The organism is Limnohabitans sp. B9-3, from assembly GCF_002778325.1.
GTDB classification, from domain to species: Bacteria; Pseudomonadota; Gammaproteobacteria; order Burkholderiales; family Burkholderiaceae_C; genus Limnohabitans; species Limnohabitans kasalickyi.
Map to the genome: position 1 here is coordinate 215,351 of NZ_NESI01000002.1, position 18,391 is coordinate 233,741.

General features: G+C 56.7%; 19 protein-coding genes. 9 read left to right on the forward strand and 10 right to left on the reverse strand.

Translation table 11 applies throughout. The features are described from left to right. Nucleotides 1-17 precede the first annotated feature (17 nt). From pstB to phoR, 4 genes are read left to right on the forward strand one after another with little or no spacing between them, the layout of a single operon-like run. On the forward strand, nt 18-794 hold the full coding sequence (gene pstB / locus B9Z42_RS03890) for a phosphate ABC transporter ATP-binding protein PstB (RefSeq protein ID WP_100132032.1): 777 nt from the start codon (nt 18-20) through the stop codon (nt 792-794). An 11-nt stretch (nt 795-805) separates the two neighbouring features. Next, on the forward strand, nt 806-1,510 hold the full coding sequence (phoU, locus tag B9Z42_RS03895) for a phosphate signaling complex protein PhoU (RefSeq protein WP_100132033.1): 705 nt from the start codon (nt 806-808) through the stop codon (nt 1,508-1,510). Between the two features lie 12 nt (nt 1,511-1,522). Beyond that, complete coding sequence (phoB, locus tag B9Z42_RS03900) at nt 1,523-2,221, forward strand: phosphate regulon transcriptional regulator PhoB (protein ID WP_100132034.1); 699 nt, start codon at nt 1,523-1,525, stop codon at nt 2,219-2,221. A gap of 9 nt (nt 2,222-2,230) precedes the next feature. Next, on the forward strand, nt 2,231-3,598 hold the full coding sequence (phoR, locus tag B9Z42_RS03905; protein WP_233203514.1) for a phosphate regulon sensor histidine kinase PhoR: 1,368 nt from the start codon (nt 2,231-2,233) through the stop codon (nt 3,596-3,598). A gap of 4 nt (nt 3,599-3,602) precedes the next feature. Here the strand turns inward: phoR and B9Z42_RS03910 are convergent, their stop codons facing one another. The 4 genes from B9Z42_RS03910 to B9Z42_RS03925 all read right to left on the reverse strand — a co-directional run bounded on the left by B9Z42_RS03910 (nt 3,603) and on the right by B9Z42_RS03925 (nt 8,062). After that, entirely contained in the window at nt 3,603-5,000 is a 1,398-nt protein-coding gene (locus tag B9Z42_RS03910; RefSeq protein WP_233203515.1) for an MATE family efflux transporter, read from the reverse strand. Continuing rightward, entirely contained in the window at nt 4,997-6,721 is a 1,725-nt protein-coding gene (locus B9Z42_RS03915) for a hypothetical protein (protein WP_100132036.1), read from the reverse strand. The genes B9Z42_RS03910 and B9Z42_RS03915 overlap by 4 nt, the downstream gene beginning before the upstream one ends. Before the next feature lie 78 nt (nt 6,722-6,799). Continuing rightward, nucleotides 6,800-7,057 carry a type B 50S ribosomal protein L31 gene (locus B9Z42_RS03920; protein WP_100132037.1) on the reverse strand — a complete coding sequence of 86 codons (258 nt, stop codon included), beginning with the start codon at nt 7,055-7,057 and terminating at the stop codon, nt 6,800-6,802. 93 nt (nt 7,058-7,150) lie between these two features. Beyond that, nucleotides 7,151-8,062, reverse strand: coding sequence for an AEC family transporter (locus B9Z42_RS03925; RefSeq protein WP_100132038.1), 912 nt, complete (start codon nt 8,060-8,062; stop codon nt 7,151-7,153). Between the two features lie 106 nt (nt 8,063-8,168). Here B9Z42_RS03925 and B9Z42_RS03930 point away from each other — a divergent pair, with 106 nt between their 5' ends. Further along, nucleotides 8,169-9,131 carry a tripartite tricarboxylate transporter substrate binding protein BugE gene (locus B9Z42_RS03930; protein ID WP_100132039.1) on the forward strand — a complete coding sequence of 321 codons (963 nt, stop codon included), beginning with the start codon at nt 8,169-8,171 and terminating at the stop codon, nt 9,129-9,131. A gap of 7 nt (nt 9,132-9,138) precedes the next feature. Further along, the gene (gene xerD, locus B9Z42_RS03935) at nt 9,139-10,074 is read left to right on the forward strand and encodes a site-specific tyrosine recombinase XerD (RefSeq protein ID WP_100132040.1); all 936 of its coding nucleotides are present in this window, start codon (nt 9,139-9,141) and stop codon (nt 10,072-10,074) included. Nucleotides 10,075-10,119: 45 nt separating this feature from the next. On the opposite strand, the gene B9Z42_RS03940 is transcribed toward xerD, so the two are convergent. Further along, nucleotides 10,120-10,920, reverse strand: coding sequence for a ferritin-like domain-containing protein (locus B9Z42_RS03940; RefSeq protein ID WP_100132041.1), 801 nt, complete (start codon nt 10,918-10,920; stop codon nt 10,120-10,122). 42 nt (nt 10,921-10,962) lie between these two features. On the opposite strand from B9Z42_RS03940, the gene B9Z42_RS03945 reads away from it, so the two are divergent. Then, nucleotides 10,963-11,487 carry a gamma carbonic anhydrase family protein gene (locus tag B9Z42_RS03945; RefSeq protein ID WP_100132042.1) on the forward strand — a complete coding sequence of 175 codons (525 nt, stop codon included), beginning with the start codon at nt 10,963-10,965 and terminating at the stop codon, nt 11,485-11,487. Next, complete coding sequence (locus tag B9Z42_RS03950; RefSeq protein WP_100132043.1) at nt 11,487-12,461, forward strand: Hsp33 family molecular chaperone HslO; 975 nt, start codon at nt 11,487-11,489, stop codon at nt 12,459-12,461. Before B9Z42_RS03945 ends, B9Z42_RS03950 begins: the two co-directional genes overlap by 1 nt. A 1-nt stretch (nt 12,462) precedes the next feature. On the opposite strand, the gene B9Z42_RS03955 is transcribed toward B9Z42_RS03950, so the two are convergent. From B9Z42_RS03955 to B9Z42_RS03975, 5 genes are read right to left on the reverse strand one after another with little or no spacing between them, the layout of a single operon-like run. Further along, nucleotides 12,463-12,906: a hypothetical protein gene (locus tag B9Z42_RS03955; RefSeq protein WP_100132044.1), complete on the reverse strand. Its 444-nt coding sequence runs from the start codon at nt 12,904-12,906 to the stop codon at nt 12,463-12,465. 4 nt (nt 12,907-12,910) lie between these two features. Continuing rightward, nucleotides 12,911-13,186, reverse strand: coding sequence for a cell division protein FtsB (gene ftsB, locus B9Z42_RS03960; RefSeq protein ID WP_100132045.1), 276 nt, complete (start codon nt 13,184-13,186; stop codon nt 12,911-12,913). Between the two features lie 9 nt (nt 13,187-13,195). Further along, nucleotides 13,196-14,479, reverse strand: coding sequence for a phosphopyruvate hydratase (gene eno, locus B9Z42_RS03965; RefSeq protein WP_100132046.1), 1,284 nt, complete (start codon nt 14,477-14,479; stop codon nt 13,196-13,198). A gap of 58 nt (nt 14,480-14,537) precedes the next feature. Then, entirely contained in the window at nt 14,538-15,395 is an 858-nt protein-coding gene (kdsA, locus tag B9Z42_RS03970; RefSeq protein ID WP_100132047.1) for a 3-deoxy-8-phosphooctulonate synthase, read from the reverse strand. 21 nt (nt 15,396-15,416) lie between these two features. After that, nucleotides 15,417-17,069: a CTP synthase gene (locus B9Z42_RS03975; protein ID WP_100132048.1), complete on the reverse strand. Its 1,653-nt coding sequence runs from the start codon at nt 17,067-17,069 to the stop codon at nt 15,417-15,419. A 69-nt stretch (nt 17,070-17,138) separates the two neighbouring features. Between B9Z42_RS03975 and coaBC the strand changes: the two genes are divergently transcribed. Beyond that, nucleotides 17,139-18,356 (forward strand): bifunctional phosphopantothenoylcysteine decarboxylase/phosphopantothenate--cysteine ligase CoaBC, encoded by a 1,218-nt coding sequence (gene coaBC, locus B9Z42_RS03980; protein ID WP_100132049.1) that lies wholly within the window; start codon nt 17,139-17,141, stop codon nt 18,354-18,356. Nucleotides 18,357-18,391 lie beyond the last annotated feature (35 nt).

The window sequence follows — 18,391 nt, forward strand, 5'->3', positions numbered from 1 at the left end:
TTTCAATTGGATTAAAAATGTCTGAAATCAAAACAGCACCAAAGAACGCCATCGAAGTTCGCGATCTGAACTTCTTCTACGGTAAATTTCAAGGCCTCCGAAATGTCACCATGGACATTGCTGAGCGCAAAGTCACCGCATTCATTGGTCCATCAGGTTGTGGCAAGTCCACTTTGTTGCGCACCTTGAACCGCATGTACAGCCTTTACCCCGGTCAACGTGCTGAGGGTGAAATCAACTTTTACGGCCAAAACATTCTGGACCCAAAGCAAGATTTGAACTTGCTGCGCGCCCGCATCGGCATGGTGTTCCAAAAGCCCACACCGTTTCCTATGACGATTTACGACAACATCGCTTTTGGTGTCCGTTTGTATGAAACCCTCGGCAAAACTGAGATGGACGAGCGTGTGGAGTGGGCGTTGACCAAGGCCGCTTTGTGGACTGAAGTCAAAGACAAGCTGGGTCAAAACGGACTGTCCTTGTCGGGTGGTCAGCAGCAGCGTTTGTGCATTGCCCGCAGTGTGGCCGTCAAGCCCTCGGTTTTGTTGCTCGATGAGCCCACCTCGGCGCTCGACCCGATTTCGACTGGTAAGGTGGAAGAGTTGGTGCATGAGTTAAAAGCCGACTACACCATTGCCATCGTGACCCACAACATGCAGCAAGCTGCACGTTGCAGCGATTACACCGCCTATATGTATTTGGGTGAACTGGTGGAGTTTGGCGAGACCGAGCAAATCTTCTTCAAACCCAACAAGACCGCCACTGAAGACTACATCACCGGCCGCTTCGGCTAATTGGAGACACCATGCCTGATAAACACCTGTCCTCGCAGTTCGATGCCGACCTCAACAACATCTCCTCCCATGTGATGGCCTTGGGTGGGTTGGTCGAATCGCAAATTCGCCAAGCCGTCTATGCGCTCTCCCAGTTCAGCACGGAAGTGGCGGACGATGTGCTGGTAGCTGAAGTAAAGGTCAATAGCGCAGAAGTTGAGATTGACCGCGAAATTGCCTCCATCATTGGCCGCCGCCAACCGACGGCGCGCGACTTGCGACTGCTGATGGCGATGTCTAAAACCACTGCCAATTTAGAGCGTGTCGGCGATGAGGCTGCCAAAATTGCGCGTATGGTCAAGTCCATCGTGGGTAGCAGTGCACCGCGTTCACTGCCTTCTGGCGATTTGCGTTTGTCTGCAGAGCTGGCATCTGGCCTGTTGCGCAAAGCTTTGGATTCGTTTGCACGTTTGGACGTTCCCATGGCTGTCAGTATCTTGCGCGAAGACAACGACATCGACCAAGAGTTTGATGGTTTCGTGCGCAAGCTCATCACCTACATGATGGAAGACCCGCGCACCATTTCAGCCAGTTTGGATTTGTTGTTCATCGCCAAAGCGATTGAGCGCATTGGCGATCACGCCAAAAACATTGCTGAATTTGTCATCTACATCGTCAAAGGTGAGGATGTGCGTCATACCCCCTTGGCCGATGTTGAATCGTCCATGGGTCAATGAGAAATATAGTCAATGAAGATTGCACGCGTTTTAGTGGTCGAAGATGAGCCGGCGATTGCCGAGTTGATCGGGGTCAATTTGCGTCACCACGGCATGCTGGCCGTGTTGGCGGCTGACGGTGAGGCGGCGCAGGCGCACATTGATGAGGTGCTGCCAGATGTCATCTTGCTCGATTGGATGCTGCCAGGGCAATCTGGCATTCAACTGGCACGCCGTTGGCGCGCCGATGCCCGGACCAAAACCACGCCTATTTTGATGCTGACTGCCCGTGGCGATGAGCCAGACAAAATTGCAGGCCTGGATGCAGGCGCAGACGACTACATCACCAAACCTTTCTCGACCCAAGAGCTCTTGGCGCGTATTCGCGCGGTGCTGCGTCGTCGTGCACCCGAGCAAGCCAGCGATGTGGTGCGCTTGGGCGGTTTGCAGTTGGACGGTGCCACGCACCGCGTGAGTTTCAATGACCAAGCCGTCAAATTGGGACCCACGGAGTTCAAGCTGCTCAATTATTTGATGCACCATGCCGAGCGCGTTCACAGTCGCAGCCAGTTGTTGGACCGCGTCTGGGGTGACCATGTGTTCATTGAAGAACGAACTGTGGATGTACACGTCAAGCGTCTGCGTGAGGCGCTGGGCGAAGCCGGTTCGTTGGTGGAAACCGTGCGTGGCGTGGGGTATCGCTTGACGGCGTCTCAAGCCACAAAAGTTTAAGGTTCGGCCATGCTTTGGCGAATTTTCAGTATGTTGGGGGTACTCATGGTGGGTGCCGCAGCGGGCGCGTTTTGGGGCATCTACCATGGACGTCAAGCCGTTTGGACATGGTTGCTGCTCGGAGCTCTGCTAGGCGGCACCTTGTGGTGGGTGATTGATGCATCGCGTGGCTTGCGCGTATTGGCCTGGCTTCGCTCGGGAGAGCTGAATCAAGCGCCCACCATCTTCGGCTTATGGGGGGATGTGGTGGATCGCGCGCGCAGTTTGTTGCGTCAGAAAGAACGCGCCATCGCCGCCAGTGATCAACGGCTGAAAGACTTTTTGTCGGCCATCCAAGCGTCGCCCAATGGCGTGTTGTTGTTGGATGCCCAAAATCAAATTGAGTGGTGCAACCAAACCGCTGCGCAGCAGTTGGGCATTGATGTGCAGCGCGATCAAAGGCAACGCATTGGCAATTTGATGCGCGACCCGGTTTTCACGGCTTACATGGCTGCCAAAGATCCAAGTGAGTCGGTGGTGATTGAGGGGCGAGGACACCGCATGGATCGACCTGTGCGTTTGTCGTTGCAGCGTCATCCTTATGGCGAGGGCAAGCAAATGTTGCTCACGCGCGATGTCACGTTGTTGGAGCAAGCCGAAGCGATGCGTCGCGATTTTGTGGCCAATGTGTCGCATGAAATTCGCACGCCGTTGACCGTGATGTCCGGTTTTGTCGAAACTTTGCAGACCTTGAGTTTGCCGCTTGAAGATCAGCAGCGTTATTTGGGTTTGATGGCGACACAAGCGCACCGCATGCAAACCTTGGTCGAAGATTTGCTGACCCTTTCGCGCTTGGAAGGCAGTCCGAATCCAGGCTTGCATACCCAATTGCCGTTGACTCAACTGATGCAGGCTTGCGAACAAGAGGCTTTGGGCTTGTCGGCGACGATGGCCCATGGTCAAGGCATTCAAACCATTGAATTTTCCACAGCCTGCGAGTTGTCAGATGCTGTGTTGATGGGAGAACCACGCGAGTTGCAAAGTGCCTTGTCAAACTTGGTCAGCAATGCCGTGCGCTACACGCCGGCAGATGGCATGATCCAGGTTCATGCCGGTGTGAAAACTGATGGCAGTCTGCAACTGTCGGTCAAAGATTCGGGTGCAGGCATTGCCGCTGAGCATGTGCCGCGTTTGACGGAGCGCTTTTACCGTGTGGACCGCAGCCGCTCGCGTGAATCAGGGGGCACGGGCTTGGGGCTCGCCATCGTGAAGCATGTCATGCAGCGCCATGGCGGAAGTTTGCTGATCACAAGTGTCCTTGGGCAGGGTTCAACGTTTACCTTGGTCTTGCCGAGTTCGCGTTGGCGCTTGAATCCAAGCACGCCTGCTCAGCATTAAAGCCTCAAGCGTGAGGCGTGTTAGGGCGCTGTCGGTAAGCCACGCGCCATAAAACCGCCAGCAGCAGGCAGGCAGTTAAGCACAAGGCCAAGCTGCTGGTTTGCCAAAACGCCAACGGAGATTGCGGTGTCAGCCATGACTGGACGGCGACTCCGTCTGGCCACGCGTAGGCAACGCCATAGCCACCCGCCAAGCCTACGCCCCACAGCAGCAAGGTGTAAATGACCAAGGGCAGCAAGGTGACGTCGTAACAACGCAGTGCAAAGACACAAAAAACCTGAATGGCGTCAGCAAAGTGGTAGAGAACCAGCCATGCTAGCAAGGTGGCGGCCAGTGCGGCGACTTCTGGCGATTGGGTGTACAAGGACGCCAAGGCTGCGCGTTGCGTCCAGAGCAGACCCGATAAGCCCACACACATCAGCAGCACCAAGCCCAAACCTGTGCGCAAGGCTAGTCGTGCTTTGTGCACTTGGTTGGCGCCCAGCCAATAGCTGATGCGTGCACTGCTGGCGATCGACAGCGCCAGTGGCACCATGTAGAGCACCGCTGCCATGTTGGCCACAATTTGGTGGCTGGCTGACGCCACCACGCCTAAGCGCGCGATGAACAAAGACATCAAGGTGAAGGAGGTCACTTCCACGCCGATCGCCAAGCCGCTGGGCAGCCCTAAGCGCAAAAAGCGCATCAGCGTGGCTGCATTCGGCGCTTCCATCGGAGCCCAAATCTGAAAGGGTTTGTAAAAATCTTGGGTGCGCAGCAGCCACACGGCTAAGCCCAACATCAAGCAGTTCACCACCAGTGTGGCCCACCCACAGCCCACCAACCCCATGGGGTCCAGCCAGCCGGGGATACCCAGTACCAGCAAAATAGAGAGTGGCACTTTCACAGCCAATGCACCCACTTGCACCCAAGTCACCAATTTGGGCTTGCCAAGGCTTTGGTTGAGCGTGCTGTAGAGACGAAACAGCAAAGAGGCGGGCACGCCAAAGGCGACGATGGTGAGGTAGTCCTGCACCTGCGCTTGAAGCTCAAACGGTACCTGTGTCCAGCGCAGCAAGGGGCCAGGAAACAACAACGCCCACATGCCGATCACCACGGTGACGGCGCACAAGTACAAGGCTTGTCGGAAAGAACGTCCCACATCGGCGTAGCGATTGGCGCCACGCAGCTCAGCCCACACGGGCAACAGCGCTTGCAACAAGCCCATCAGCGAAATGTGGATGGTGATGTAAGCAGCCGATGCCACCGACAGCGCAGCCAAGGCCGTGTCTGCGAAGTGCCCCGCGACCAAGGTGTCGGTGATGCCAAACGCCATCACCGCCAGCTGCCCCACCACCACCGTGCTGGCGTGGCGCAAGATGGTGACGCGTTCGGTGCTCGCCAAGCTGTTTTGGCGCGTCACGGTTGACGACGGTGGTAGAGCGTCACGTCTTCGTTGTTGTCAGACGGGCGACGGATAGTGCGCACACGGCTCCACTCGTTCAAGCGCACCACGCTTGCCAGCCCTGGCCGTAAATCGTTGTCAACCACCAACCACTCGCAGTCGGCGCGTTGCGGCGTGCGGGCTTCGTCGAGCGGTTGCACCTCAAACCCACCGTGGTAGTGAAAGGCCGTCATTTGGCCCACGTCCAATCCGTAGCTCATTAAGCAGCCCGGTTTGATGGGCGATTGTTTGGCCATGACTTGGCGAATTTGTTGTACCCAAGGCGCATAGCTGCGCGCAAAGTCAAGCAACGGCAGCCACAGGGTGAGGAGCAACAGCCAGCACAAGGCTGCCCCGCCTGCGGGTAAGACCAAGCTTTTCCAGAGCGCCTGCCGATGTTTGCCAACTCGCCACAGCACCAGCCAGCCCCACGCCGCGGTAGCTAAACACGCGACGGTGAAAGCGATCCAACCAAAGCTCGGCTCAAAGCCCGGTGCGAGCCGTGCTACGTTGGCCGCAGGTTGTGCAGGCCAGCCGGTTTGCATCGCGATCCACACCACCCAAATGATGATGGCGCAGCCGCAGAAGAAAAGCAGGGTGAACCAGTCGATGAAGGCGGCCATGCTTCGCCGCAAGGTTGGCAAGGCAAAGGCTGCCAAGGTCGCCAAAGCGGGCAAGGCCAGCAGCAAGGTGCGGTCCGCCGACAGGGTGAGCAGGGCGGTGCTCACTGTCAGGGCGGCAAACCACATGGGCAGCACCATGTGACGGCTCCAATGCAACGATGTCCACTGACGACGCCAACGCCACAGCGTCCACAATGCCAAAGGCCAAGCCGGCCACGTGAACCAAGCCAACAAGCGCAGCAGACTGCGCCATTGAGTCCAATCGTTGTGTAGCGGCATCAAGCGCCAGTGCCATAGGTCTAACGCGGTGGCCAAGGCGGCGACTAGCACACCCATCAGCAACAGCCAAAAGGCGTGCTGACGGCCAATGCGAGGCGTGGTGCTTTGACGGTCTAGCAGACACAGCACGCCGCTGCCCACCGCCATCAAAACGGCAAAGCTAGGCGCCCCGCTCAGACACAAACCAAGTAAGCCAAGACTTAAGGCCAGCAGGCTGTAGCGCGGGTGATAGGGCAGGGCTGCCACGCCATAAAACGCGCAGCCCACAAATGCCAGTTGCGCCAAGATGGGCGACGCTTCGTGCGACAGCAGTGACAAGCCTAAGCACGCAATCAAGGCCAAAACAGCGCCATCGGCGATGGTTCGGGCGTAATCTTTGGGTTTGGCCTCGCCGCCAAACGCAAATGCCACAGGTTGAGCTTGCGGGCTAAGGCCCAAGTAATAAGCGCCATGCCAAGTGCTAGTCAACGTTAAGACCAACAGCAGTGCAAATGGGATGCGCGATGCCAAGCCTGCCGACATCCAACTGGGCGCAATTTGAATGGCCCAAGCCCCCAGCCAATAAGGCAACAAGGCATCCAAATCGGGGGCTTGGCCCCACACGGTTGGGTTGAGCCAGCTGCTAGCACCTTCAGACAGCGCCAACATCTGTGCAAACGCCGTGAATTCGTTGCCCTTCCAAGGTTCACGTCCAAGCAAACCTGGCAGCACATAGGCGGCACAAAACAACCACAGCGCCAAACGCGGTAGGCGGCGCACGGCACTTTGGGCAACGATGGCGGGGTTGGGGTCAGTCACAGGCTTAAAAAAGGGGGCTTGAAATGCAAAAAGGCAGCACCGGTAGTCGGGCTGCCTTTTGTAAAGTAAGCGTTTGGCTTACTTGGCGATGGTCTTGCCGTACTTGTTGCGGAAGCGCTCGACGCGGCCGCCCATGTTGTCGACAGACTTCTGTGTACCTGTATAGAAAGGATGTGATTCGCTGGTGGTATCCAGCTTGTACAACGGCAGGTCGCGGCCGTCTTCCATCTTGATCATTTCTTTGGTGTTGGCGCACGAACGTGTCACAAACTTGAACCCGTTGGACATATCCATGAAACAGATTTCACGGTAGTTGGGGTGAATGCCTTCTTTCATTGTCTTCTTCCTTAGCAGCTGCGGTAGCCACGTCGACCTATTTCGGCGCACTTTCCGCAAAACGCGTTATTGTGCCACAACCTCAAACCAGTTTTATGACATGGCCAACAAGCCGAAGGCAAAAGGCAGGCTCACCAAGCCCAAAAGTGTGGACAGTGTGACCAAGCCCGCCACATACGCGCCGTCATATCCCATGCGGGCCGCCAGCACATAACAGGAGGAGGCGGTGGGAAGGCCTGAGAACGCCATCAACACGGTGGTTTGCACGCGGTCGAGCTCAAACCAATAAGCCAAACCAAACGCCGCCACTGGTGCTAAAAAATGTCGAATAGCAAGCAAGGAAACACTGAGTGTTTTCGCTTGAAGCAGCTTGTCAAATTGCATCCCCGCGCCTGCGGCCATCAGGCCTAGAGCCAATGAGGCGCCACCAATGCGTTGCACACTGGGCATCGCCCAGTCAGGCAGTTGAAATCCCAGGAGGTTGACGGTCAAGCCCGACAGCGTGGCAATGATCAAAGGGTTGCGGACCAACTCGCTGAGAAAGCTTTTTTGCCCGTGCTTGGCCATCGGCCAGATGGCCGCCACATTGAACAAGGGCACACAAACGCCAATTAAAACGGCAATCATCACCAGGCCTTGCGGGCCTGCAGCACGATCTGCCAAAGCAAGCGCAATGAATGAGTTGAAACGAAAGCCGACTTGCGCGCTGCCCGCATAAAGTCGCGCTGGGATGCGCCGTCCTATCCAAGGAAGATGAGGCAATGCATAAGTGACACCGATGTTCCAAAGCCCCAGCAACAGCCCCGCCATGATCAGGTGAGAGGCCGCTTGTAAATCCAAAGGTGAACGCACGATGGAGTGAAACAGGAGAACGGGGAACAATACAAAATAAACCAAGCGTTCAACGGGCTCCCACACGCTGCGGTTGAGTGCCGTGAAGCGGCATAAAAAATACCCACACAGGATGAGCGAAAAATCGGGGAACAGCAACTCTAGGTAATTCACACCACCGAGAATAACCGCTGTTCAATTTTGACCCCCGTTCTTGCGTATAGGATGCGACTTGCACGAGCCGTCAAAGATTTTTATTTTCAAAAAAAGGAGTTCTTTTATGCAACATCGTCATTGGGCCGCGCTGACCCTCGCCGCTTTCGCTAGCGCTGCGTCTGCGCAGGCTTACCCCACGAAAACGATTCAGCTTCAAGTGCCCTTTGCACCGGGTGGCACCACAGACATCGTGGCGCGTGTCATCGCCGAGCCTTTGAGCAAGGCCTTAGGTCAAACAGTTGTGGTGGTCAATAAAGCGGGCGGAGGCGGTGTGGTGGGTGCCAACGAAACGGCCAAGGCCACTCCGGATGGTTATTCTTTGGGCATGGCAACGGTGTCAACCACTGCTGCGAACCCAGCGATCAACGCCAAAATTCCGTACAACCCGTTGACAGACTTCACGCCCATCATCAACGTGGCTGCCACTCCCAACGTGATTGCCGTGCACCCTTCGTTTCCCGCGACGGACTACAAGGCTTTCTTGGCAGAGGTTAAGCGCTCACCCGGCAAGTATTCGTATTCATCGTCAGGGACCGGTGGCATTGGCCATCTGCAAATGGAGTTGTACAAAAACTTGAGCCAAACGTTTATCACCCACATTCCCTACCGAGGGGGTGGTCCCGCGTTGAACGACACGGTGGCAGGCCAAGTGCCCATGATTTTTGACAACTTGCCCTCGGCCTTGCCCTTCATCAAAGACAACCGCTTGGTGCCCATCGTGGTGGCTGCGCCTCAGCGCTTGGCCGTGTTGCCCAACGTGCCCACCTTCAAAGAGGTGGGATTGGAACCTGTGAACCGCATGGCCTATTACGGCATTTACGGCCCCAAAGGTTTGCCCAAAGACGTTGTTGACAAAATCAACGCGGGTGTGCGTAAGGCCCTCGAAGATCCCGCTGTGCGTAAGCGCATTGAAGACACAGGTTCCTTGATCGTGGCCAACACGCCCGAACAATTTGCAGCCCAAATCAAGGCGGAGTTCGATGTCTACAAGCGTGTGGTGACAGAGCAAAAACTCACCTTGGATTGATGGACCTTTGGCCCTTGCTTCGACCCCTCGGGCCAACACGCCTGATGCAACCATCGACACCTTCGTCGATGCGCTCTGGTTAGAAAACGGTTTGGCGGCCAACACCTTGGCCGCCTACCGTCGCGATTTGAACTTGCTGTCGGCGTGGCTTCAAGCACAACACACCTCAAACACCTCACTTTTGGCTGCCCAAGAGCTGGACTTACAGCAGTATTTTGCAGAGCGTCACGCCGAGACCAAAGCCACCAGCGCGAACCGCCGTTTGACCGTGTTCAAACGGTTTTACCGTTGGGCTTTGAGGGAGCGTTTGCTGGTCGCAGACCCGACCCTCAAGCTTCTGACTGCCAAGCAGCCCGTTCGTTCGCCCAAAACCATGACCGAAGTGCAAGTGGAGCGGCTTTTGACAGCCCCTGATATCACCAGCCCCTTGGGGCAACGCGACCGAGCCATGTTGGAGTTGTTGTACGCCAGTGGTCTAAGGGTCAGCGAATTGGTGGGGCTCAAAACTTTGCATGTCAGCTTGAATGATGGCGTTTTGCGCATCATGGGTAAAGGTAGCAAAGAGCGCTTGGTGCCTTTTGGCGAAGTGGCGCATGAGTGGTTGCAGCGCTACTTGGCCCAAGGACGTCCCGCCTTATTGGGAGGACACCAAACCGAGGCTTTGTTTGTGACCTCAAGGGGGGCTCATGCGGGTGAGGCCATGACACGCGCCATGTTTTGGCAGCTGATCAAGCGCTACGCGCTCAAAGCAGGCATCCAGCAGTCCATTTCACCGCACACCTTGCGCCACGCCTTTGCGACGCATTTGCTCAACCACGGCGCCGATTTGCGTGCGGTGCAAATGCTGTTGGGGCATGCCGATATTTCCACCACCACGATTTACACCCACATTGCGCGTGAGCGTTTGAAATCGCTGCATGCATCGCACCATCCACGCGGCTGAGTCACGTCGGTCCTTTGCCTCATGTCCTCCAACGTGTTGGCTGCGTTAGGCCAGCAAGTACGCCAGTTCAAGGTCGGTGAAGCCCGCTTTTTTGCGTGCCGCGGTGTTAAAGGGCGGCCTGAGTTTCGGTGCGTCGTAGCGTTGCACGAGTTCTCCATACAGCGTCACGGCGTCGAGCCCGCGTTGCTCACACAGCCAGCGGTACCAGTGGTTGCCAATGGCCACGTGGCCCACTTCGTCGCGCAAGATCACGTCCAAAATTTCTACCGCTCGAATGGCGGCGGGGCTGGCCACTTTGCGTAGTTTGTCTTGAATGAGCGGTGTCGCGTCTAACCCACGCGCTTCCAGCGTGCGCGGCACCAGCGCCATGCGGGCGAGCACATCGTCCGCTGTTTTTTCGCACATTTGCCACAGACCGTCGTGCGCGTCGAAGTCGCCGTATTGGTAGCCCAAGCTTTGCAGATGCGTGTGCAGCAAGTCAAAGTGCTGCGATTCTTCGAATGCAACCCGCAGCCAGTCGTCGTAGTAAGCCTCAGGCATGTCGTTGAAGCGCCAAACGGCGTCCAGCGCCAAGTTGATGGCATTGAATTCAATGTGACACACCGCATGGACCAACGCCGCCAAGCCTTCGGGGGTAAACGGTTTACGGAAGGGAACTTGCTTTGCGGGGATCAGTCGAGGGCGCTCTGGGCGACCAGGCAAGGTGTCTGTGGCAAGGGGCTCGGGTTGGGTGTGAACAGACAGCGTCAATGTGCGGTGCTGTTGCCACAGGGCTTGCACTGCCTGTACTTTTTCTTGTGGGTTGCTAATGCAAAGGGCGATGAGGGCGTGGGGGCGAAGTTGCATACCTACAATTGTAAAAATTTCAAAACCACACAGGAGACTTTCATGGCCGTTTACCAACTCGATGTCCACACCCCCCAAATTGCGGATTCCGCATGGGTCGCAGACAGCGCCCAAGTGATGGGCGAGGTGGAGATGGCGGCGGACAGCAGCGTGTGGTTTTGCAGCGTCTTGCGCGGTGACTCAGCGAAGATCACCATCGGTGAAGGTACCAACGTGCAAGATGGCAGCGTGTTACATGCCGATGTGGGCATGCCGTTGACCTTGGGCAAGCATGTGACGGTGGGGCACATGGTCCAACTGCACGGCTGCACGGTGGGAGATGAGTCTCTTATTGGCATCGGTGCCATCGTGCTGAACGGCGCGAAAATTGGTAAGAACTGTTTGGTCGGCGCGGGTTCCTTGGTCACTGAAGGCAAAGAGTTTCCCGATGGCTCCATGATTTTGGGCAGCCCCGCTAAGGTGGTGCGCCAACTCACCCCCGAACAAATTGAAGGTCTGCGCCGCAGCGCGCAGCACTATGTTGAAAACGCTCACCGCTTTAAAGCGGGTTTGAAAAAGATTGCTTGATGTCTGAATTGCACAAATTTCTGTTTGATGGTTTGCCCGTGCGCGGCATGTTGGTGCAGCTCACCGACGTGTGGCAAGAGGTGCTGAAGCGCCGTGAGGCGAATGGGGACACGGGCGCTTACCCCGAACCTGTGCGTCATTTACTGGGTGAGATGACGGCGGCGGCGGTGTTGATGCAGTCCAACATCAAGTTCAACGGCGCATTGGTGATGCAGATTTTTGGCGATGGGCCACTCAAATTGGCCGTGGTCGAGGTGCAACCCAACCTGAGCTTACGTGCGACCGCCAAGGTGGTGGGTGACTTGGGCGATGCGAGCACTTTGCCTGAGATGGTGAACGTGAACAACGAAGGCCGCTGTGCCATCACGCTGGATCCGCAAACCAAAATGCCGGGCCAGCAGCCCTACCAAGGCGTGGTGCCTTTGTTTGACGACCAGCGCAACAAGCTGAGCAAGTTCAGCGACGTGCTGCAGCATTACATGCTGCAAAGCGAGCAACTCGACACCACCTTGGTGCTGGCCGCCAACGACACCACCGCGGCTGGTTTGCTAATTCAACGCTTGCCTATCAAGGGGCAAGGCAACTTGGCGGCCAAAGCCAGCATGGAAGACGAAGACGAAATTGGTCGCAACGAAGACTACAACCGCATCGCCATCTTGGCCGGCACATTAACGCCCGAAGAGTTGCTGACCTTGGATGCCGACACCATCTTGCGTCGCCTGTTTTGGGAAGAAACCTTGGTGCGCTTTGAACCGTTGACACCCAGTTTTGCCTGCTCGTGTAGCCGTGAACGCGTGAGCAACATGATCCGCGGCTTGGGCGCAGAAGAGGCCGAAAGCATCTTGGCCGAGCGTGGCGAGATTGAAGTGGGTTGTGACTTTTGCGGTCAGCAATACCGTTACGACCCTGTCGATGCGGCGCACATTTTTGCGCCACCCGTGCAGCAACCGCCTGCACCGACTTCGCTGCAGTAAGTTATTTTTTCGCGAGCAACTGGCTAAACAGCTGGTGCTCGCAGTCTGCATCTGCGCAGTTTTCGCAGGCCCCCGTCCAGCGTACCGGTTGTGTTTGTCGCATGTGGGCCGCCAAGGCCTCGAAACCCATGGTCTGTGCGCGTAGCGCCGCCGCATACAGGCCGTTCGTGAAGCGTTCAGCACCTTGGCCATACACCACTTGAAATTGGGTTTGTTGAATCGCTAGAACTTGTCGCAGCACCTCATCAGTTCTGTGTTCGGTCACTGACGCCGCTGACGTCAAGTCAAGCCCACAGAGCAACACGATGTCGTTGGGGGCGAGCTGTTCGGGGGAGGGGGCGTCAACCACGACCCAGTTAATTTGCCGTGCTGTGAAATAGGCCGTGAAGGCGAGTGCGAGCTGTGTTTTGCCCGTTTGAGGCGCGCCAAGGATGGCGATGCGCATGCGTTCAGCGTGCGATTTGCACGAAAATTTCGTTCGGCTTGACCATGCCGATTTCAGAACGTGCGCGCTCTTCGACCATTTCCAGTCCGTCTTTCAAATCATGAAGTTCGGCGCTTAGTCGGTCGTTGGCCAAACGTGATGCCGCATTTTGTTGCTTTTGGTCTTTGAGCACTTGGCGCAAGCGCATCACGTCGGGAACACTGCCGCGACCCAGCCAGAGTTGGCCTTGCAGCATGAGCAGCAAGGCCAACAAAACCAAGTGGAGAGGGCGCAGCAGCATGAGCCAGGCTTATCGAAGGTTGTAGAACGCGTCGCGGCCTGGGTACACCGCCACGTCGCCCAAGTCTTCTTCGATGCGCAACAGTTGGTTGTACTTGGCCATACGGTCAGAACGGCTCATGGAGCCGGTTTTGATTTGACCGGCGTTCAAGCCCACCGCGATGTCAGCGATGGTGCTGTCTTCGGTTTCGCCAGAGCGGTGGCTGATCACGGCGGTGTAGCCTGCGCGCTTGGCCATCTCGATGGCTGCAAACGTTTCGGTCAAGGTGCCGATCTGGTTGATCTTGATGAGGATCGAATTGGCGATGCCTTTGTCGATGCCTTCTTTGAAGATCTTGGTGTTGGTCACGAACAAGTCGTCACCCACGATTTGCACTTTCTTGGCCAAGCGGTCGGTCAACACTTTCCAGCCGTCCCAGTCGCCTTCAGACATGCCGTCTTCGATGCTGATGATAGGGTACTTGTCACACCAAGTGGCCAACATGTCGGTCCATTGTTGGGCGGTCAACTGCAAGCCCTCGCCCGACAAGTGGTACTTGCCGTCTTTGTAGAACTCGCTCGCAGCGCAGTCCAAACCAATGGCGATTTGCTCACCAGCGGTGTAGCCTGCGGCAGCAATCGCGTCCAAGATCATTTGGATAGCGGCTTCGTGGCTGGTGACGTTAGGCGCAAAACCACCTTCGTCGCCCACAGCGATGCTCATGCCTTTGTCGTGGATGATTTTCTTCAAGGCGTGAAACACCTCAGCACCCCAGCGCACAGCTTCACGGAAAGTGGGTGCGCCGACGGGGATGATCATGAACTCTTGCAAGTCCAAGTTGTTGTTGGCGTGTGCGCCGCCGTTGATCACGTTCATCATGGGCACAGGCAGTTGGTTGGCGTTCATGCCGCCAAAGTAGCGGTACAAGGGCAAGCCAGACTCTTCAGCGGCAGCACGCGCCACTGCCATCGACACGGCCAACATCGCGTTGGCGCCCAAACGGCTCTTGTTTTCTGTGCCGTCAAGGTCAATCAGGGTTTTGTCGAGGAAGGCTTGCTCAGAGGCGTCCAAGCCCAAAATAGCTTCAGAAATTTCGGTGTTGATGTGCTCAACGGCTTTCAACACGCCTTTGCCGAGGTAGCGGCTTTTGTCGCCGTCGCGCAGCTCGATGGCTTCACGGCTGCCGGTGGATGCGCCGGAGGGCACAGCGGCACGGCCCATCGTGCCGGACTCCAACAACACATCACATTCCACGGTGGGGTTGCCGCGGCTGTCCAAAATTTCACGGGCGACGATGTCGACGATAGCGCTCATTGCTGATTTCCTATTTCAAGTTTTTAAAAAGGGTTGGAGGCTGTGTGCTTGGCGCACCTCAGGCTTCAAAATTGTTTTCTAAGAAGGGGCGTTTTTTGGTCACAGCATCGAGCTCGACCAAGGTTTCTAACAACGCTTTCATCTTGCCCAAAGGCACGGCGTTGGGGCCATCCGACCAAGCGTCTGCGGGGCGGGGGTGGGTTTCCATGAACAAGCCCGACACACCTGCGGCCACACCAGCACGGGCCAAAACGGGAACCATCTCGCGGGCGCCACCACTGACCGTGCCTTGACCGCCTGGTTTTTGCACAGAGTGGGTCACGTCAAACACCACGGGGGCGCCAGATTTGCGCATTTCGGCCAAGCTGGTCATGTCAGCCACGAGGTTGTTGTAGCCAAAGCTCACGCCACGTTCGCAGGCCAAAAAGTTGTCTTCGGGCAAGCCAGCTTCGCGTGCGGCGTCGCGTGCTTTGTCGATGACGTTTTTCATGTCCCAAGGGGCCAAAAACTGGCCCTTCTTGATGTTCACAGGTTTGCCCGATTGCGCCACGGCGCGGATGAAGTCGGTTTGGCGGCACAAGAAGGCAGGGGTTTGCAGCACGTCGACCACGCTGGCCACGGTGGCGACTTGCGAGGCTTCATGTACATCGGTGAGGATGGGCAAATGCAGTTGTCGGCGCACTTCGTCAAGAATCTTCAAGCCTGCATCGATACCCACACCGCGTTGGGTGCTGCCCGACGAACGGTTGGCTTTGTCGAACGAGCCTTTGTAGATCAAAGGGATACCCAAGCCAGAGCAGATTTCCTTGAGCTGGCCTGCCACGTCCATCGACATTTCCAAACCTTCGATCGAGCAAGTGCCTGCGATCAAAAAGAAGCGTTGGTCCAGACCGACGTCAAATCCGCAAAGTTTCATGGGTGTCCTGTGAACAGAAAATTAAGCTTTTGCCAAAGCCTTGTGGTCCAGCGCCGCCTTCACGAAGGCGTTGAAGAGCGGGTGACCATCCCATGGCGTCGATTTGAACTCGGGGTGGAACTGAACGCCCATGAACCAAGGATGCACGGTTTGTGGCAACTCGACGATTTCAGTCAGTTGCTCGCGTTGCGTGAGGGCAGAGATTACCAAGCCTGCTTTGCGAAGCGTGTCGAGGTAATTCACGTTGGCTTCGTAGCGGTGGCGGTGACGCTCGGTCACCACGTCGCCGTAAATTTTGTGGGCCAAGGTGCCGGGGGCCACGTCTGAGCTTTGTGCACCCAAACGCATGGTGCCGCCCAAGTTGGAGTTGGCTGAGCGGGTTTGGATGCTGCCGTCCGCGTCTTTCCACTCATTGATGAGGGCGATCACAGGGTTGGGGCCATCGGGCACAAACTCGGTGCTGTTGGCGTCCGTCAAGCCAGCCATGTGGCGGGCGTACTCGATGGTGGCCACTTGCATGCCCAAGCAAATGCCGAGGTAGGGCACTTTGTGTTCACGGGCGAATTGGGCTGAGGAAATCTTGCCTTCCACACCGCGAATGCCAAACCCGCCGGGCACAAGAATGGCGTCGAATTTTTCGAGCTGCTGCACGTTGTCAGGGGTGATGAGTTCGGAGTCAATGTACTCAATCTTCACGCGCGCATGGTTCTTCATACCGGCGTGACGCAGCGCTTCGTTGAGCGATTTGTAGCTGTCGGACAGTTCGACATATTTGCCGACCATGGCAATCGACACTTCGGTCTTGGGGTTGGCCACTTCGTGGACCAAATCGTCCCAGCGTTGCAAGTTGGCGGGCTGCACGTTGATGCGCAGTTTGTCGCAGACCAAACGGTCCAAGCCTTGCTCGTGGAGCATGCGCGGTACTTTGTAGATGGTGTCCACGTCCCACATGGAAATGACGCCCCACTCAGGCACGTTCGAGAACAGGCTGATTTTTTGGCGCTCTTCTTCAGGAATTGGGCGGTCTGCACGGCACAGCAAAGCATCGGCTTGGATACCGATTTCGCGCAGTTTTTGGGCGGTGTGTTGGGTAGGTTTGGTTTTGAGTTCGCCAGCCGCAGCAATCCAAGGCACGTAGCTCAGATGCACGAAGGCGGTGTTGTGTGCGCCGAGCTTCAGGCTCATTTGGCGCGCGGCTTCGAGAAAGGGGAGTGACTCAATATCACCCACGGTACCGCCAATTTCAACGATGGCCACATCGACCGCTTCAGGTGTGCCGTAAGCCGCACCGCGTTTGATGAACTCTTGAATTTCGTTGGTGATGTGCGGGATGACTTGCACCGTTTTGCCGAGATAGTCGCCGCGACGCTCTTTGTCGAGCACGCTTTGGTAAATCTGGCCGGTGGTGAAGTTGTTGGCCTTTTTCATGCGCGTCGTGATGAAGCGCTCGTAGTGACCTAAGTCGAGGTCGGTTTCGGCGCCGTCTTCGGTCACAAACACTTCGCCGTGTTGGAAGGGCGACATGGTGCCTGGGTCTACGTTGATGTAGGGGTCCAGCTTGATGAGGGTGACTTTGAGGCCGCGCGATTCAAGGATGGCGGCGAGTGAGGCGGCTGCAATTCCCTTACCAAGGGAAGAGACAACACCGCCGGTGACGAATACAAATTGGGTCATGCCAGATCGGGAGGCTGTCTCCCGGTAGGTGGAAATCGAAATTATAGGCGCTCTGCTACATTGCGAGCCATGTCTGATCTGTCAAATAAACACATTGTTTTGGGTTTGAGCGGGGGCATCGCCTGCTACAAAGCGGCCGAGTTGTGTCGCGCTTTGATCAAAGCGGGGGCCACGGTTCAAGTGGTCATGACGGAGGCCGCAGCCCAGTTCATCACCCCTGTCACGCTACAAGCCTTGTCCAACCGCGCGGTGTACGTGTCGCAATGGGATGCGCGTGAGCCGAACAACATGGCGCACATCAATTTAAGCCGCGAGGCCGATGTGATTCTTGTCGCCCCAGCCAGTGCTGACTTCATGGCCAAACTGCTGCACGGTCGTGCAGACGATTTGCTGAGTCTTATGTGCTTGGCCCGGCCCATTGACCGCGTGCCCTTGATTCTTGCGCCTGCGATGAATCGCGAAATGTGGCAACACCCCGCCACCCAGCGCAACATGGCACAACTCAAGGCTGACGGCACACATGTGCTCGACGTGGGGCAAGGCGAACAAGCCTGCGGCGAAACGGGTGACGGCCGCATGCTGGAGCCAGAAGAAATTTTGGAAGACTTGATTGCTTTTTTTCAGCCCAAGGTGTTGGCTGGCCAGCACGTACTGGTCACAGCCGGTCCCACTTACGAGGCGATGGACCCTGTGCGTGGGATCACCAATTTGTCGAGCGGAAAAATGGGTTTTTCCATCGCCCGTGCTGCGCGCGAAGCGGGTGCTGAGGTGACCTTGGTAGCGGGCCCTGTGCATCTGCCCACACCGCGTGGTGTGCGGCGTGTGGACGTGCGCTCGGCTTTAGACATGCAAGCGGCAGTGCTCAAGTGTGTAGATGCTGCTTCGGTGTTTGTGGCCACCGCTGCCGTCGCCGATTGGCGTGTGGCGGATGTGGCGGGGCAGAAAATAAAAAAAGATGTCTCAGGTCAATTGCCCCAGCTCAACTTTGTCGAAAACCCAGACATCTTGGCCGGTGTGGCGCAGTCAGCACGAGCCCAAAGTGGCGCTTTGTATTGCGTGGGTTTTGCGGCCGAAAGCCATGATTTGCTCCAACACGCCACGACCAAACGCGCGCGCAAAGGTGTGCCGCTGTTGGTGGGCAACATTGGCCCCGCAACCTTTGGGTTAGACGACAACGCCTTGTTGTTGGTGGACGCCCAAGGCGCAAAAGAGCTACCGCACGCCACCAAGCTCGCGTTGGCGCGTCAGTTGGTGGCCGAAATTGCCAGGCGCTTACACAGCGCTTGATCCCCCTTCATGGCGGTAATGTCAGAGGGCAACTT